General features: G+C 53.6%; 12 protein-coding genes. 7 read left to right on the top strand and 5 right to left on the bottom strand.

All coding sequences use genetic code 11. The annotated features are described in order from the left end of the window. The first annotated feature begins 77 nt into the window (after positions 1–77). The gene (locus tag BJP35_RS23625; RefSeq protein WP_040017566.1) at positions 78–1,280 is read left to right on the top strand and encodes an NAD(P)/FAD-dependent oxidoreductase; all 1,203 of its coding nucleotides are present in this window, start codon (positions 78–80) and stop codon (positions 1,278–1,280) included. Between the two features lie 30 nt (positions 1,281–1,310). Here BJP35_RS23625 and araJ read toward each other — a convergent pair whose 3' ends face one another. Next, positions 1,311–2,489, bottom strand: a complete 1,179-nt coding sequence (gene araJ / locus BJP35_RS23620; protein ID WP_041162629.1) for an MFS transporter AraJ — start codon at positions 2,487–2,489, stop codon at positions 1,311–1,313. A 166-nt stretch (positions 2,490–2,655) separates the two neighbouring features. On the opposite strand from araJ, the gene ppk2 reads away from it, so the two are divergent. After that, the gene (gene ppk2, locus BJP35_RS23615; RefSeq protein ID WP_025204134.1) at positions 2,656–3,474 is read left to right on the top strand and encodes a polyphosphate kinase 2; all 819 of its coding nucleotides are present in this window, start codon (positions 2,656–2,658) and stop codon (positions 3,472–3,474) included. A gap of 43 nt (positions 3,475–3,517) precedes the next feature. Here ppk2 and fdnI read toward each other — a convergent pair whose 3' ends face one another. The 3 genes from fdnI to fdnG are packed head-to-tail and all read right to left on the bottom strand — an operon-like array spanning position 3,518 to position 8,107. Then, complete coding sequence (gene fdnI / locus BJP35_RS23610; protein ID WP_044859317.1) at positions 3,518–4,171, bottom strand: formate dehydrogenase-N subunit gamma; 654 nt, start codon at positions 4,169–4,171, stop codon at positions 3,518–3,520. Further along, positions 4,164–5,048, bottom strand: a complete 885-nt coding sequence (fdxH, locus tag BJP35_RS23605) for a formate dehydrogenase subunit beta (RefSeq protein ID WP_032678228.1) — start codon at positions 5,046–5,048, stop codon at positions 4,164–4,166. The genes fdnI and fdxH overlap by 8 nt, the downstream gene beginning before the upstream one ends. Positions 5,049–5,059: 11 nt before the next feature. Continuing rightward, positions 5,060–8,107: a formate dehydrogenase-N subunit alpha gene (fdnG, locus tag BJP35_RS23600; RefSeq protein WP_143349642.1), complete on the bottom strand. Its 3,048-nt coding sequence runs from the start codon at positions 8,105–8,107 to the stop codon at positions 5,060–5,062. Positions 8,108–8,328: 221 nt separating this feature from the next. Between fdnG and yddG the strand changes: the two genes are divergently transcribed. The 3 genes from yddG (at position 8,329) to BJP35_RS23580 (ending at position 11,449) form a co-directional block, all read left to right on the top strand. Next, positions 8,329–9,207, top strand: a complete 879-nt coding sequence (yddG, locus tag BJP35_RS23590; protein ID WP_014170222.1) for an aromatic amino acid DMT transporter YddG — start codon at positions 8,329–8,331, stop codon at positions 9,205–9,207. Between the two features lie 630 nt (positions 9,208–9,837). After that, entirely contained in the window at positions 9,838–10,911 is a 1,074-nt protein-coding gene (gene ompD / locus BJP35_RS23585; protein WP_020884056.1) for a porin OmpD, read from the top strand. A gap of 79 nt (positions 10,912–10,990) precedes the next feature. Then, entirely contained in the window at positions 10,991–11,449 is a 459-nt protein-coding gene (locus tag BJP35_RS23580) for a GFA family protein (RefSeq protein WP_020884055.1), read from the top strand. A 37-nt stretch (positions 11,450–11,486) separates the two neighbouring features. On the opposite strand, the gene BJP35_RS23575 is transcribed toward BJP35_RS23580, so the two are convergent. After that, positions 11,487–12,974: an MFS transporter gene (locus tag BJP35_RS23575; protein ID WP_014170225.1), complete on the bottom strand. Its 1,488-nt coding sequence runs from the start codon at positions 12,972–12,974 to the stop codon at positions 11,487–11,489. Between the two features lie 116 nt (positions 12,975–13,090). Here BJP35_RS23575 and BJP35_RS23570 point away from each other — a divergent pair, with 116 nt between their 5' ends. Together BJP35_RS23570 and BJP35_RS23565 are read left to right on the top strand one after the other, a co-directional pair. Further along, positions 13,091–13,666: a TetR family transcriptional regulator gene (locus tag BJP35_RS23570; protein WP_020884053.1), complete on the top strand. Its 576-nt coding sequence runs from the start codon at positions 13,091–13,093 to the stop codon at positions 13,664–13,666. Between the two features lie 206 nt (positions 13,667–13,872). After that, a complete protein-coding gene (locus tag BJP35_RS23565) occupies positions 13,873–15,258 on the top strand; it encodes a NarK family nitrate/nitrite MFS transporter (protein ID WP_047744702.1) in 1,386 nt (461 codons plus the stop codon). The last annotated feature ends 63 nt before the right edge of the window (positions 15,259–15,321 follow it).

Genomic DNA, 15,321 nt, shown 5'->3' with positions numbered 1-15,321 from the left:
AAGTTGTCGCAGTTAACTGCGACAAGTATAGTTGCAGTTATGTCAGGTATACAGCGTGATGATCAAAAGGATCGAAGATGAAAAAGCAGATTTTAATTGTGGGCAGTGGTTTTTCCGGCATGTGGGCTGCCGTCAGTGCCGCGCGTCTGAATGCGCTGGAGGGCAATAACAGCCTGAAGATCGCCGTACTGGCACCCGCCCCCGAGTTGCGTGTTCGCCCGCGCTTCTATGAAGAGAACGTGACGTCGCTGGTCTCTCCGCTGACCGGACTATTCGCTGAACTGGGTATTGATTTTATCGCCGGCAAAGCAGAATTCATTGATATAAAAGGGAAAAGTGTTTCCTATCGTGATGCGAATGGCGTAACTGCCGCAGTGAGTTACGAGCGGTTAGTGCTGGCCACCGGCAGTCAGAGCAAGCGTCCACCGATTGCCGGGCTGGCTGAGTACGCCTTTGATATCGATCAGCTTGAATCCGCACAGACCTTTGAGCAGCATCTTGACTCCCTGGTCTCGCGCCCTTCCACCACTGCGCGCAATACCGTGGTTGTCTGTGGCGGCGGTTTTACCGGCATTGAACTGGCAACCGAGCTTCCTGCCCGACTGCGCGCTCGCTTCGGTGATGATACAGCGACAAGAGTTATCGTAGTTGAAAGGGGTCATGTCATTGGCGGACGATACAGTGAAGCATTGCGTAACACCATTGAAGACGCGAGCCAGGAACTGGGGATTGAGTGGCGTCTGAACAGTGAAATTGAGGCCATCGATGCGAACGGCGTAACGCTGAAAAACGGCGAACGTATCCCCGCTGCAACCGTAGTCTGGACGGCAGGCGTTGAAGCAAACCCGCTTGGACAACAGATTAACGGCGAACGCGATAACCAGGGGCGTCTAAAAGTGACAGAAACGCTGCAAGTTCCGGCTCATCCGGACGTGTACGCGACGGGAGATATGGCCTACGCCAGAACGGACGAGATGGGGAACACGGCGCTAATGACCTGCCAGCACGCGATCCAGTTGGGTAAATTTGCCGGCCACAACGCGGCAGCCAGCCTGTTGAATCGCACGCCTTATCCTTACCGCCAGGTTAACTACGTGACCTGTCTGGACCTGGGTGCCTGGGGTGCCGTTTACACTGAAGGGTGGGACCAGGCCGTCAAATCGGTGCGTGATGACGCAAAGAAAATCAAAATCGCCATCACCAATGAACTTATCTACCCGCCAGCAGCGGACAAAGCCGTGGCGTTTGCCGCTGCCGATCCGTTGGCGAAATTTGTCTAATGCCCTTCTACCGCGCCTTACCGGCGCGGTTCAACGTGCGGAAGCGAGCGAACCGGCGTCTGCCTTTCTGGCCCGAATGTGCGCGTAGATCAGCAGTGAACTCATGGCTGAGAAAGAGAGCACAGCCGCTGGCAGCGTGACATAGCTCCAGCTAAAGCCTAGCGTGATCATCATCCCGCCAAAATACGCCCCTATCGCACTGCCGAGGTTAAATGCCATCTGCCCGCCAGCGGCACCCAGCATCTCACCGCCCTTCGCATTTTGCAGGAGAAGGATCTGCAGCGGCGCAGAGAGTGCAAACAGCCCGGCACAGCAGATAAAGCCCATCACCAGCGACGCCGTTTTATGTTCCCCAAAGGCGAATAGCAACAGCAGTGACGCGACAATGACCATGTCGGTGGTGGCGGCAATACGCAGTGGACTGAAGCGACCCGATAATTTCCCGCTCAGGAGATTACCTAACACCATACCCAGCCCCATCAGCATCATGATGACCGTCATGACGCCTTCGGAGAAGCCAGAGACGTTGACCATAAACGGTTTGACGAAGCTGAACCACGCAAACACACCAGCATTGCCAAACATGGTGGCGGCAAAAATCAGCCACGGCTCCGGTTTTTTCAGAAAGGAAAATTGCGCGGTCAATTTGATTTCGGAGCGATCATGGATGTGCGGCACCCAGACCAGTACCGAGATGATCACCAGAGCATCAAACAGGGCAATCAGGAAAAAGGTGTAGCGCCAGCTGAATTCATGACCCAGCCAGGTGCCCAGCGGTACGCCCACCAGATTGGCAACCGTCATGCCGGCTATCATGCCCGCCACGGCGACCGTCACCTTCCCCGGAGGCGCAATTCTCGAGAGAATAATCGCCCCGACGCCAAAAATGGCGCCGTGCGGAAAACCGGAAATCAGCCGCCCTATAGCCAGCCAGGCATACGACGTTGAAAAGGTAAAAATTGCATTTCCGACGGCACACAACACCACCAGAAACAACAGCGTGGATTTTAACGAGAACTTGCCTGAGAACAACGCCACAATCGGGGCACCAATCACCACACCAAAGGCGTAAAACGAAATCATATTCCCGGCTGCGGGAATTGAAATTCCGGTGTCATGGGCCAGTTCAGTTAATACGCCCATAATGCCAAATTCAGCCATTCCCAGGCCAAACGTGCCAAGTGCCAACGAAAAAATTGTCTTTTTCATACCACAACCACTGGTTAACAACGCGCGACGGGCATTATTGAACAATCTTGTATGGTGAGCCAGTTCAAATCAGCTGGCTGACACGTTAATCCATTAATTCAGGTGGATTACACTTCATAGTGCGGCCCCGCTTTTTCCCGCGCCGGACAACCTGAGGATGACAATCATGGGAAGCAAGAAGAAAACCAGTGTCGCAGTTGATGTCATAAAGCATGAGCCGTTAAAAACGAAAGAGTATGAAAAAGAGCTTCGTCGCCTCCACGTTGAACTGGTTAAGCTCCAGCAGTGGGTCGTCGCAAAGGGTTTAAAGGTCTGTATTGTCTTTGAAGGGCGCGACGGTGCCGGTAAAGGCGGAACCATTAAAGCCATCACTGAACGCGTTAGCCCACGCGTCTTCCGGGTTGTTGCGCTCCCCGCCCCGACGGAAAAAGAGAAGACCCAGCTCTATTTCCAGCGCTATGTCCCCCACCTGCCAGCCGCCGGCGAAATCGTCATTTTTGACCGCAGCTGGTACAACCGCGCGGGCGTTGAACGGGTGATGGGATTCTGCACACCGGAGCAGGTCGAGAAGTTTCTTGATGGCACGCCGGTGATGGAAAAAGCAATGGTGGATGCCGGGATCATCCTGCTTAAATACTGGCTGGAGGTCACGCCGAAAGAACAGGAGCGTCGTCTGCGCGATCGTATTAACGACGGGCGAAAGACCTGGAAATTATCGCCAATGGACATTAAGTCTTTCAATTTGTGGGATGAATATACCGTGGCGCGAGATGCGATGTTTGCAGCCACCGACACCGCCTGGGCGCCGTGGTTTGTCGCCCGTTCGGAAGATAAAAAACGCGTGCGCCTGAACATTATTTCGCACCTGCTGGCGCAAATCCCGTACAAAGCCATTCACATCGAAGCGGTGAGTTTGCCGAAGCGTAAGATTGGTAAAGTGAAGCCGACCCAATACCCGTTCCGGTATGTTGAAGAGCGTTTTTGACTGAAGCGTTCGCGGGTCATTCGCTGACCCGCGAGCGCGGGACTTACGGCATCCCTTTCGTACTTTCCTGTTTCGCTTCCAGCCGCTCAACGTCACGGTACCAGCGCGGGTGGTGTTTCTGCGCCCAGCGGCGGCTCACTTTCCCTTCAATCATGCCTTTAATCGACCCTTTGACCCAAAAGGCCATATACATGTGGATCAGGATGGCGTGGATCAGAATAATGGCTGACGTCGCGTGAATGAGCAGCGCGTAGCGAATCACCTGAATGGGGAAGTAGTGCGCAAAGTACGGCCGCCAGATAATGACGCCGGTGACCAGCAGAACAAAAATCATGCTCATGATGGTCCAGAACATCATCTTCTGCCCGGCGTTGTATTTCCCGACCTTCGCAACCTTATGCTCATTGCCCTTCAGCACCTCAATAATCCCCTTCAGCCATGGAATGTCATGCTTATCCGGAATATTGTGATGTACGAAGCGCGCAAACATAAACATCAGCACCACGAAAATCAGCACGCCGAAGAACGGATGCAAAATACGCCCCATCTGTGGCGTCCCGAAGGTTTCCGTCAGCCACTGCAGCGTCGGGAAGAAAAAGGAGATCCCCGAGACCGCGACCAGGAAGAAGCAGATCACTACCGTCCAGTGACAGGCACGGTCGACAAACTTCGTGCGCACAATCCATGACTTACTCATGAGGTTCCTCCTCGTCGTCATCCACCGCTTTGTTGGGTCCGATACCGATGTAGTGATAAATCAACCCGGCGAAAGTAGCGATAAAGCCCGCCGCAGAGAGCGGTTTAAGCGCCCCTTTCCACAGGTTGATCGAGGTATCGATCGCAGGATCTTTCGGCAGATTGTGGTACAGCTCCGGCTGGTCGTTATGGTGCAGAACATACATCACGTGCGTTCCCCCCACACCCTGCGGGTTATAAATGCCCGCACTGGCGTAACCGCGCGCTTTCAGTTTGTCCACGCGCTGCTGGGCTACCTCCAGCATCTCTCTTTTTGTCCCGAAGTGGATAGCCCCGGTCGGACAGGTTTTCACGCAGGCAGGCTCCTGCCCGACGCTCACGCGATCGACACACAGGGTGCATTTGTAGACCCGGTTATCCTCTTTACTGAGGCGCGGAATATTAAACGGACATCCCGCAATGCAGTAGCCGCAACCGATGCAGTTATCCTGCTGGAAATCGACAATCCCGTTGGCGTACTGGACGATGGCCCCGGCTGACGGACAGGCCTTCAGGCATCCCGGATCTTCGCAGTGCATACAACCGTCTTTACGGATCAGCCACTCCAGCTTGCCGTTCTGATCGGTTTCGCTAAAACGCATCACCGTCCAGGATTTGGCACTCAGATCCGCCGGATTATCGTAAACCCCGACGCAGTGCCCTACTTCATCGCGGATATCGTTCCACTCCGAACAGGCCACCTGGCAGGCTTTACAGCCTACGCAGGAAGTGACATCGATAAGCTTGGCGACTTCTGCCTTATCATCCCGCGCACGAGGCGCGGGGGTGATGGAGTTGGTCGCGGAGCGTTTAATAATGTCCTGTGTTTCCATTGCCATGTATTCGCTCCTTACGCTTTCTCGATGTTGACCAGAAACGCTTTGTACTCCGGCGTTTGCGAGTTGGAATCGCCGACGTTTGGCGTCAGGGTATTGGCGAGGTAGCCTTTTTGCGCCACCCCTTCAAAGCCCCAGTGCAGCGGAATACCGACGGTTTCCACCTGCTGACCATGCACGTTCAGCGCCTGCAGACGGCGCGTAACCACCGCAACCGCGCGAATAAAGCCGCGCTTGCTGCTCACCTTCACGCGGTCACCGTTGGCAATACCCTTCGCTTTCGCCAGCGTTTCGCTGATCTCCACAAACTGTTCTGGCTGGGCAATGGCGTTAAGCCGTGCATGCTTGGTCCAGGTATGGAAATGCTCCGTCAGGCGGTAGGTTGTCCCGACATACGGGAACCTGTCCTTCTTGCCTAAACGCAGGACGTCCTCTTCATAGATACGCACCACCGGACTGGATATGACGTTCGGGTGCAGCGGGTTGGTACCGAGCGGCGTTTCCATTGGCTCGTAGTGTTCCGGGAATGGCCCCTCCGCCAGCTTATCGAGGGCAAACAGGCGTCCCAGCCCTTCCGGCTGCATGATAAACGGCCCGGTCTCACTGCCCGGTGCGGCGGTGCTGAAGTCCGGAATATCGTTACCCGTCCATTTGCTGCCGTTCCATTCGATCAGCATCCGTTTCGGGTCCCACGGTTTGCCGTTGATATCCGCAGAAGCACGGTTGTACAGCACGCGACGGTTCAGTGGCCATGCCCACGCCCAGCCCAGCGTATTGCCCAGCCCTGACGGGTCAGCGTTATCGCGATTCGCCATCTGGTTACCCTGCTCCGTCCAGCAGCCGGTGTAGATCCAGCATGACGACGCGGTCGTGCCGTCATCCCGCAGCAGCGCGAAGCTGTTGAGCAACTGACCTTTCTTCGCCAGCAGCGTGCCGTTCGCGTCATACAGATCCGCCAGCGCAACGCCGTTATTCTCTTTGGCGACCTCTTCGGATACAGGATGGTCCGGCTGTTTGTAATTCCAGCTCATCCTCAGCAGCGGTTCAGCGCCTTTCCCCCCTTCGGTGCGATACATTTCACGCAGACGATGGTAAATCCCGGCCAGGATTTCGCCGTCGTTGCGCGCTTCACCCGGTGCATCCTGGCCTTTCCAGTGCCACTGCAGCCAGCGGCCGGAGTTGGCAATCGACCCGTCTTCTTCTGCAAAACAGGTGGACGGCAGGCGGAACACTTCGGTCTGAATCGATGCAGGATCGACGTCGTTCATCTCGCCGTGGTTCTGCCAGAAGTTGGAGGTCTCGGTCACCAGCGGATCGATAACCACCATGTATTTCAGTTTGCTCAGGCTGCGAACGACCTTGTTTTTGTCCGGGAAAGACGCCACCGGGTTAAAGCCCTGGCAGATGTAGCCCGTAACGTTGCCCTTATCCATCATGTTGAAATACTTAATGACGTCGTAGGCCTGGTCCCATTTCGGCAACCACTCGAAGCCCCAGTCGTTTTCCTTCTGCGCGGCATCGCCATAGAACGACTTCATCAGGCTGACGAAGAACTTCGGATAGTTACTCCAGTAGTTCACCTGATCGGCACGCGTCGCTTTTGGCGTGTTGGCCGCCAGATAGCTGTGCAAATCAGTCTGCTTTTCAGACGGCAACGTCAGATAGCCTGACAGGCTGGTCGACAGCAGGCCCAGATCGGTCAACCCCTGAATGTTGGAGTGTCCGCGCAGGGCGTTCACGCCGCCGCCGGCCATCCCCATGTTTCCAAGCAACAGCTGGATCATTGCCATGGTGCGGATGTTTTGCGCACCGACGGTATGCTGCGTCCAGCCGAGCGCATACAGGAACGTCGTGGTTCTGTCGGCGGCGCTGGTTGACGCCAGTACATCACACACCTTGAGGAAATCTGCTTTTGGCGTGCCGCAGATATTCTCCACGACGTCCGGCGTATAGCGGGAAACATGCTGTTTCAGCAAATTCCATACGCAGCGCGGATGGCTCAGGGTCTCATCGCGTCTGGCGTAGCCGTTTTCATCGAACTGGTAGTTCCAGGACGATTTATCGTACTGCCGTTTTTCCGCGTCATAACCGCTGAACAACCCCTCTTCAAAGGCAAAATCATCCCGTACCAGGAGGCTGGCATTGGTGTAATGCTTAACGTATTCAGCGTTAATTTTATTGTTTTCAATCAGGTACAGCAGAACGCCCGAGAGGAACGTAATGTCCGTACCGGAGCGAATAGGCGCATAGATATCCGCCACCGATGCCGTACGCGTAAAGCGCGGATCGACAACGATCAGCGTCGCATCGTTATTGTTTTTCGCTTCCATCGCCCAGCGGAAACCCACCGGATGGGCTTCAGCGGCATTACCGCCCATCACCATCACGACGTTGGCGTTTTTAATATCAACCCAGTGGTTGGTCATCGCACCGCGACCAAATGTTGGAGCAAGACTTGCTACCGTTGGTCCGTGTCAGACGCGCGCCTGGTTATCTACCGCCAGCATGCCGAGAGAGCGCACAAATTTTTGCGTCAGCATGCCGGTTTCATTACTTGCCGCGGATGCGCACAGCATGCCGGTCGACAGCCAGCGGTTCACCGTAACGCCCTGCGCGTTCTTTTCGATAAAGTTGGCGTCGCGGTCAGCTTTCATCAGTTTTGCGATTCGGGAAAACGCCTCATCCCAGGAGATACGCTGCCATTTGTCAGATCCTGGCGCACGGTATTCCGGATAGCGCAGACGGTTTTCGCTGTGGACATAATCCAGCAGACCCGCCCCTTTCGGACAAAGTGCGCCACGGCTCACCGGATGATCCGGGTCCCCTTCAATATGATAAATCGCTTCTTTGGCGTTCTTCGCGCCATCGCCCAGGCTATACATTAAAAGCCCACAACCTACGGAACAGTATGTGCAGGTGTTACGGATCTCTTTCGCGCGCAGCAGTTTATAGTTGCGTGCCTGAGCCAGCGCCATTTTGGGTGCAAATCCCAGCATTGCGGCTGTTGTTCCGGCCATACCGCCCGCGCAGATTTTAAAAAATTGTCTGCGGCTGACGTCCATTGTTGTCCTCGTTTTCATTTAAGACTTCGCGCCGCAAACTAGCAGTAAAGCCCCTGTTTTTTTTGCGTCAAATCAAGGTCACTTGTCTTCACCCCCTTAATAGTCACCCCCACGGAGTTTAAATACCTCTTTTTGATTAAAGACTTAAGAGAATAATTCGCGATGGCAGGAGGATTAATGCTATAAATTTTTCCTTTGATTTTTATAGCGATGGCAGGGTTATGGACAGAAAGAGAGCAACGCTCACGGGACTGGCGGCGATACTGTTGTGGAGCACCATGGTTGGCCTCATTCGTAGCGTCAGTGAGGGGCTGGGACCGGTGGGAGGCGCCGCAATGATATACACCCTCAGCGGATTACTGTGCCTGGTGACGGTAGGATTTCCTGATATCAGACGGTTTTCACCCCGGTATCTTATTGCCGGCAGCGTGCTGTTTGTCAGCTATGAAATTTGCCTCGCCCTGTCGTTAGGCTATGCCGCAACGCGCTCCCAGGCTATCGAAGTGGGAATGGTCAATTATCTCTGGCCAAGCCTGACGATTGTATTTGCCATTTTATTTAACGGCCAACGGTCCACCCTGTGGGTGATCCCGGGCTTAGCCGTCTCATTGCTGGGCGTCTGTTGGGTATTAGGCGGAGAGCAAGGGCTACATCTTGATGACATCATGCGTAATGTCATCTCAAGCCCGCTCAGCTACGCGCTGGCGTTCGCCGGGGCTTTTATCTGGGCGGCTTACTGCACCGTCACCAGTAAGTTTGCCAACGGGCAAAACGGGATAACGCTTTTCGTGCTGCTCACCGCGCTCAGTCTGTGGGTGAAATATGCGTTCAGCGAACAGCCGCAAATGGTGTTTACTCTCCCGGTGGTCGTGAAGCTCATCATGTGCAGCGTCGCACTGGGGTTTGGCTATGCGGCATGGAATATCGGTATTCTTCATGGCAACGTCACGGTACTCGCAGCGGTATCCTATTTCACGCCTGTACTCTCAGCAGCACTCGCTGCCGTATTGCTGAATTCCCCCCTCTCGTTTTCTTTCTGGCAAGGCGCATTAATGGTTTGTGCCGGGTCATTGTTGTGCTGGTACGCCACGCGAAAATAATATCGCTCTTCTCTGCCGGGTCCATAATCGCCCGGCGGGAATTAACATAAATTTAATATGTGATCGCGCGTCAAAATAATGATCGGTGCGTTAGAAAAGCCGTTTAGATTCTGTTTATATTACCGCCCTTTCGTAAATCCCCGTCGTCTTTTATTGACATAACTTGACACCGTTACGTTATTAATCCCTTGCGAATATTAACAATGTATATAGCACAAAGTGCAATAGTGTGTTTCTGTGTGTTTCATGTCCAACAACGATTATCCCGTACAATTGAATAGTTAACCCATTGATTTTAAACAACTTGAATTTATATCAAACGAGCAAAAAGACAGAAAATACCGACAATTAACAAAAGAAACTAAAACGGCCGAAAACTATATTGCGGCCAATGGTTTTGTTGAATAATTCATCAAAAAATGCACAAATCCCCACCATCTCATTCGTTACAGCCGCAATTTATCCGATCCGGATCACACTAATTGAAATTATTGCTAATATTTTGAAACTTATTATTGAAACCCTACTACAAGATTCTTAAAAATAGCATGCCATTGATGATTAGCCTCGTTTAGAAATCGTTCAAAGTGGCTCAGGAAATACTGAAGAAAATTATAAGGAATATTTAAGATGAAACTTAAATTAGTTGCAGTGGCAGTGACTTCCATGTTGGCAGCAGGCGTTGTAAACGCGGCTGAAGTTTTTAACAAAGACGGTAACAAACTGGATCTGTACGGCAAAGTAACAGGTCTGCACTATTTCTCTGATGACGCTGGCAACGACGGCGACAAAACCTATGTTCGTCTGGGCTTCAAAGGTGAAACTCAGATCAACGACCAGATGACCGGTTACGGCCAGTGGGAATACGAGTTCAAAGGCAACCGCTCTGAATCTCAGGGTTCTGACGGCAACAAAACCCGCCTGGCATTCGCGGGCCTGAAATTCAACGAATTCGGTTCTTTCGACTACGGTCGTAACTACGGTGTTGCTTACGACATCGGCGCATGGACTGACGTTCTGCCAGAATTCGGTGGTGATACCTGGACTCAGACTGATGGCTTTATGACTGGCCGTACGACTGGCGTTGCAACTTACCGTAACACCGACTTCTTCGGTCTGGTTGATGGCCTGAACGTGGCTGCTCAGTACCAGGGTAAAAACGACCGTAACGACATCACCGAAGCGAACGGTGACGGCTGGGGTCTGTCTTCTACTTATGAATTCGAAGGCTTCGGTGTAGGTGCTACCTACGCGAAATCTGACCGTACTGACCGTCAGGTTGCTGCTGCAAGCAATCTGAATGCAGGCGGCGAAAACGCGGAAGTATGGGCTGCGGGTCTGAAGTACGATGCCAACAACATCTACCTGGCAACCACCTACTCTGAAACCCGTAACATGACCAACTTCGGTAGCGGTTTCATCGCTAACAAAGCGCAGAACTTCGAAGTGGTTGCTCAGTACCAGTTCGACTTCGGTCTGCGTCCATCCATTGCTTACCTGAAATCCAAAGGTAAAGACATTGGTACTTACGGCGACCAGGATCTGGTTGAATACGTTGACGTTGGCGCGAGCTACTACTTCAACAAAAACATGTCTACCTACGTTGATTACAAAATCAACCTGGTTGACGACAGCAGCTTCACTAAAGCAGCTGGCGTTTCTACCGACAACATCGTTGCTGTTGGTCTGACCTACCAGTTCTAAGATTTGTTAGTATAAAAAAGCCAGCCTTCGTGGCTGGCTTTTTTTATTCGGTTTGACTGGCGTAATAAAGGAGCACGCCATGCATATTTTCAAAGGACGCTGCCTGTGTGGGATGAGCCAATTCAGCGTTTCCCTCAACAACTTCGACGTCTATGCCTGCCACTGTACCCAGTGCCAGAAATGGTCGGGGGGAATGGCCATGTATCTGGAAGCGCAGGGTCAACCGCTTGTGGAAGAAGAGTCGATAGCCCCTTCTCATTTCACGTCATCTGCGCGCGGCGAACGCTGGTTTTGTCCCGGATGCGGTTGCCCGCTGTGGTTCACACTGACCGCACGCTCAACGACGCGCTATTTCATTCCCTGGACACAGCTTGAGATGAGCGAAGACGAACGTCGCCGTCTGATACTTGCCGCTGAAATCTATACAGAAACGCAACCCGCATTCTTTGGCCTGACCGGGCAATACGCGCGCTTTAGCGGCACCGAAATTGAAGCACACGACAAGCGCTGCCTGCTGACTCCCCATGACGCACACTGAGGGTTGCCCGGTAAGCATTGCACCACCGGGCCTGATTTTACTGTTTCGGTACGTTTGCCAGGCTAAACCAAATCCCGACCGCCAGCACCAGTAACATTGCGCCGGCACTGCCTAACGCCACGCTGTGCGACGTGATAAAGGCCGTTTTTGCCGCCGCAATTAACGACTCCGCCAGCCCTGGAGTCAGGCTCTGCGCCACGTTCACCGCTTCGCCAATCGATGACGAGGCCTTATCGGCCAGCGTCGCGCTCAGTCCCTGCGGCAGGACAATTGACGCCGAGAAGCTGCGGGTTAACAGCAGACCAAAAATGGCAATGCCCAACCCTGCGCCCAGCTCATAGGACATGGTTTCAATCGCCCCTGCGGCAGCCGCTTTCTCTTTTGGCGCGGCCGCCATAATTGCCGAAGTTGAGGCCAGTAGCGCACTGGCGGCACTGAAGCCCAGCAGCACCATCAGACTCCATGCCTGCCAGTGCTGCGTGCTGAAGTCGAGCATCGACAGACCGATAAAGCTGACGGCACTCAACCCCATTCCGCCTGCCGCCACCAGCCGCAGCCCCAGACGACCGACCAGCACACCGGCAATCGGCCCGCTAAACCCGCTGGCGACCATCAGCGGCAGCATAAACATCCCCGCTTCGAACGGCGTAAAGCCATGCACAAACTGCAGCTCCTGGGCCATCAACAGCTCAAACCCCACCAGCGCGATCATGGCGGTCATCGCCATCACGACACCGCTTAAAATAATGCGATGACAGAACAGGCGCATGTCGATCATCGGCACGCGGGCGCGAAGCTGGATCCGCACAAAGATCATCAGCATCACCGCTCCGGTGAGCAGCGTCATTGCCACCAGCCACGGAGAAAGCACCCCTTTGAGCGCGGTTTTCGCGCTGTAGACCAGCAGCAATATCGCCACAATCAGCATGATTGCATGGGCAATATTCAGCGGCTGTTCCGGGCGTCCCTGTTGAGGAGGCACCAGACGCGCGGCAAGGGAAACAACGATGACCACGATCGGCACGTTGATCAAAAAGACCGATCCCCAGTAAAAATGCTCCAGCAACATACCGCCAATCAACGGACCAAACGCCGCACCGCCTGAACCGACGGCGGCCCAAACCCCAAGCGCGATGTTGCGATCGCGCGCATTAACGAACAACGTGCGGATCCCCGCAAGCGTGGCCGGGATGATCATCGCCGCCCCAATCGCCAGCGAGGCGCGGGCAGCAATCAGCCATCCTGCTGAAGGCGCAAATGCAGCTGCCAGCGATGACAAGCCAAACAGCGTACTGCCAATTATCAACAACCGTTTAAAACCAATGCGGTCACCCAGTGCACCCATCGGCAGCACCATCCCCGCCATCACCAGCGAGTATATATCGATGATCCACAATAATTCGTTACCGCTGGCACCCAGCGTCATACTCAACGTCGGCGCCGCTACGTGCAGTACCGTCGCGTCGATCGCCACCGGGATATACACCAGCACGATAATGACTAACGCTAACCACTGACGAAACATAAATTTCCTTTTCTTTTAAATCATGGACACATGTCCAGCTTGCGATCCTACGTAAAGTTGAACGAGTGTCCAGCTTTTTGTTACACTTGTTTCAGTCCCATTAAGAGTGAGTGAAAATGCGATATCTGAGCAAGGATGAAAGGCGGGAAGAGATTTTACAGGCCGCTATGCGCGTGGCGCTCTCTGACGGACTTTCCGCAATGACGGTACGGCGAATTGCCGCCGAAGCCGGCGTCGCCACCGGACAGGTCCACCACCATTTCACCTCTGGCGGGGAGCTAAAATCGCTGGCTTTTGTGCGGTTGATCCGTGAACTGCTGGATGCGGATGTGGTCGGCAAGCAGGCCAGCTGGCGACAGCAGCTGCATGCCATGCTCGGCAGCGATGATGGCCGGTTTGAGCCCTATATTCGCCTGTGGCGTGAGGCGCAGATCCTGGCAAGCCGGGATACGGATATCAGGGGCGCATATGTACTGACCATGGAGATGTGGCACCAGGAGACCGTCGCCCTTATCAAAGCAGGCACTGACGCGGGAGATTTTACCCCGGGCGATAGGCCAGAAAATATTGCCTGGCGTTTAATTGGTCTGGTGTGTGGCCTGGACGGCATTTATATATTAGATATCCCAGAGATGGACGACGCTGCCTTTAATAACCATCTTGATAAATTAATCTCTCTGGAATTGTGTTAATACTCACTTATGAGTATTAACAGCCCTCACTTACAATTCGTAACACATTAAGCGAACCCTTATTTCCCCTCCCGACTCAGGGATTCGCTTTTTTATCTATCCTTTCAGATGTATCCCAAACCATCCAATAATTCCAGAAACACACTGTCAGACATCCACCTGTTTTTATTCCATTTTTTCTTTTTATGGTTAAGCAAGAGGGCGACATGTCACAACAAAGTGAGAAGAATAATCCTTATCTGCTGAGCAACTGGAAACCCGAAAACACGCAATTCTGGGAGAATAAAGGAAAACATATAGCCCGAAGAAATCTTTTAATTTCTGTGGCTTGCCTGTTATTAGCGTTTTGCGTATGGATGTTATTTAGTGCCATTGCGGTCAATCTGAATAAAGTTGGATTTAATTTTTCCACCGACCAGCTTTTTATGCTAACTGCCTTACCCTCCCTGTCCGGTGCGATATTGCGCGTCCCCTATTCGTTTATGGTTCCTCTCTTTGGTGGACGCTACTGGACGGTGTTAAGCACGGTGATCCTGATTGTTCCCTGCGTCTGGTTGGGGATCGCGATTCAGGACACTGCCACTCCCTACTGGATCTTTATCGTCATCGCGCTGCTGTGTGGTTTTGCCGGCGCTAACTTCGCCTCCAGCATGGGCAATATCAGCTTCTTCTTCCCGAAAACGAAACAGGGTAGCGCCCTGGGGATTAACGGCGGGCTGGGGAACCTGGGCGTGAGCGTAATGCAGCTGGTCGCGCCGCTGGTGATCTTCCTGCCTATGTTCACCTTTCTCGGCGTAAACGGCGTGCCGCAGGATGACGGCTCAACGATGTGGCTGGCCAATGCCGCGTGGATTTGGGCGCCCCTTCTCCTGCTGGCCACGATTGCGGCGTTTTTCGGCATGAATGACATCGCGAGCTCTAAGGCCACGATTGCCAGCCAGCTACCGGTGTTAAAACGTTTTCACCTGTGGCTCCTGAGCCTCCTCTACCTGGCAACCTTCGGTTCGTTTATCGGTTTTTCAGCAGGCTTCGCCATGCTGTCGAAAACCCAGTTTCCTGACGTCAATATCCTCCATCTGGCTTTCTTTGGCCCACTGATTGGCGCGCTGGCCCGTTCTGCGGGCGGGATGATCTCAGACAAACTCGGCGGCGTACGCGTCACCCTGATTAACTTCGTCTTTATGGCGCTTTTCAGCGCCCTGCTTTTCCTGACGCTTCCCGGTTCCGGGTCGGGCAGTTTTCTCGCCTTCTATCTGGTTTTTATGGGCCTGTTCCTCACCGCCGGACTGGGCAGCGGGTCAACGTTTCAGATGATTGCCATCATTTTCCGCCAAATCACCCTCACCCGCGTGAAGCAACAAGGGGGAAGTGACGAGCAGGCGCAGCATGAAGCAGTGACCGAAACCGCGGCAGCGCTGGGCTTTATCTCCGCCATCGGTGCCGTCGGCGGTTTTTTCATTCCGAAAGCCTTCGGCACGTCGCTGGCCATGACCGGCTCGCCTGTGGGTGCCATGAAAGTTTTCCTCGTGTTTTACATCGTCTGCGTCCTGGTGACCTGGCTGGTTTATGGCCGCAAATCTTCACAACAATAACAATTACACATTCGCCTGAGAGTGGGCAGCCCTCTCCGAAAAGGCTATCGAAGCAGGAGAAAT

The organism is Enterobacter sp. J49 (genome assembly GCF_002148625.1).
In the GTDB taxonomy this organism is placed as follows: domain Bacteria; phylum Pseudomonadota; class Gammaproteobacteria; order Enterobacterales; family Enterobacteriaceae; genus Enterobacter; species Enterobacter ludwigii.
Note: the sequence above shows the minus strand (reverse complement) of the source record. Positions and strands in the feature narration are given on the sequence as shown.

Bases quoted from the DNA above. Each gene is read 5' to 3' on its own strand.
- BJP35_RS23580 (WP_020884055.1), top strand. From the start codon at position 10,991: ATGCATATTTTCAAAGGACGCTGCCTGTGTGGGATGAGCCAATTCAGC.
- ppk2 (WP_025204134.1), top strand. From the start codon at position 2,656: ATGGGAAGCAAGAAGAAAACCAGTGTCGCAGTTGATGTCATAAAGCAT.
- BJP35_RS23570 (WP_020884053.1), top strand. From the start codon at position 13,091: ATGCGATATCTGAGCAAGGATGAAAGGCGGGAAGAGATTTTACAGGCC.
- araJ (WP_041162629.1), bottom strand. From the start codon at position 2,489: ATGAAAAAGACAATTTTTTCGTTGGCACTTGGCACGTTTGGCCTGGGA.
- fdnI (WP_044859317.1), bottom strand. From the start codon at position 4,171: ATGAGTAAGTCATGGATTGTGCGCACGAAGTTTGTCGACCGTGCCTGT.
- BJP35_RS23575 (WP_014170225.1), bottom strand. From the start codon at position 12,974: ATGTTTCGTCAGTGGTTAGCGTTAGTCATTATCGTGCTGGTGTATATC.
- yddG (WP_014170222.1), top strand. From the start codon at position 8,329: ATGGACAGAAAGAGAGCAACGCTCACGGGACTGGCGGCGATACTGTTG.
- BJP35_RS23565 (WP_047744702.1), top strand. From the start codon at position 13,873: ATGTCACAACAAAGTGAGAAGAATAATCCTTATCTGCTGAGCAACTGG.
- BJP35_RS23625 (WP_040017566.1), top strand. From the start codon at position 78: ATGAAAAAGCAGATTTTAATTGTGGGCAGTGGTTTTTCCGGCATGTGG.
- fdxH (WP_032678228.1), bottom strand. From the start codon at position 5,048: ATGGCAATGGAAACACAGGACATTATTAAACGCTCCGCGACCAACTCC.
- ompD (WP_020884056.1), top strand. From the start codon at position 9,838: ATGAAACTTAAATTAGTTGCAGTGGCAGTGACTTCCATGTTGGCAGCA.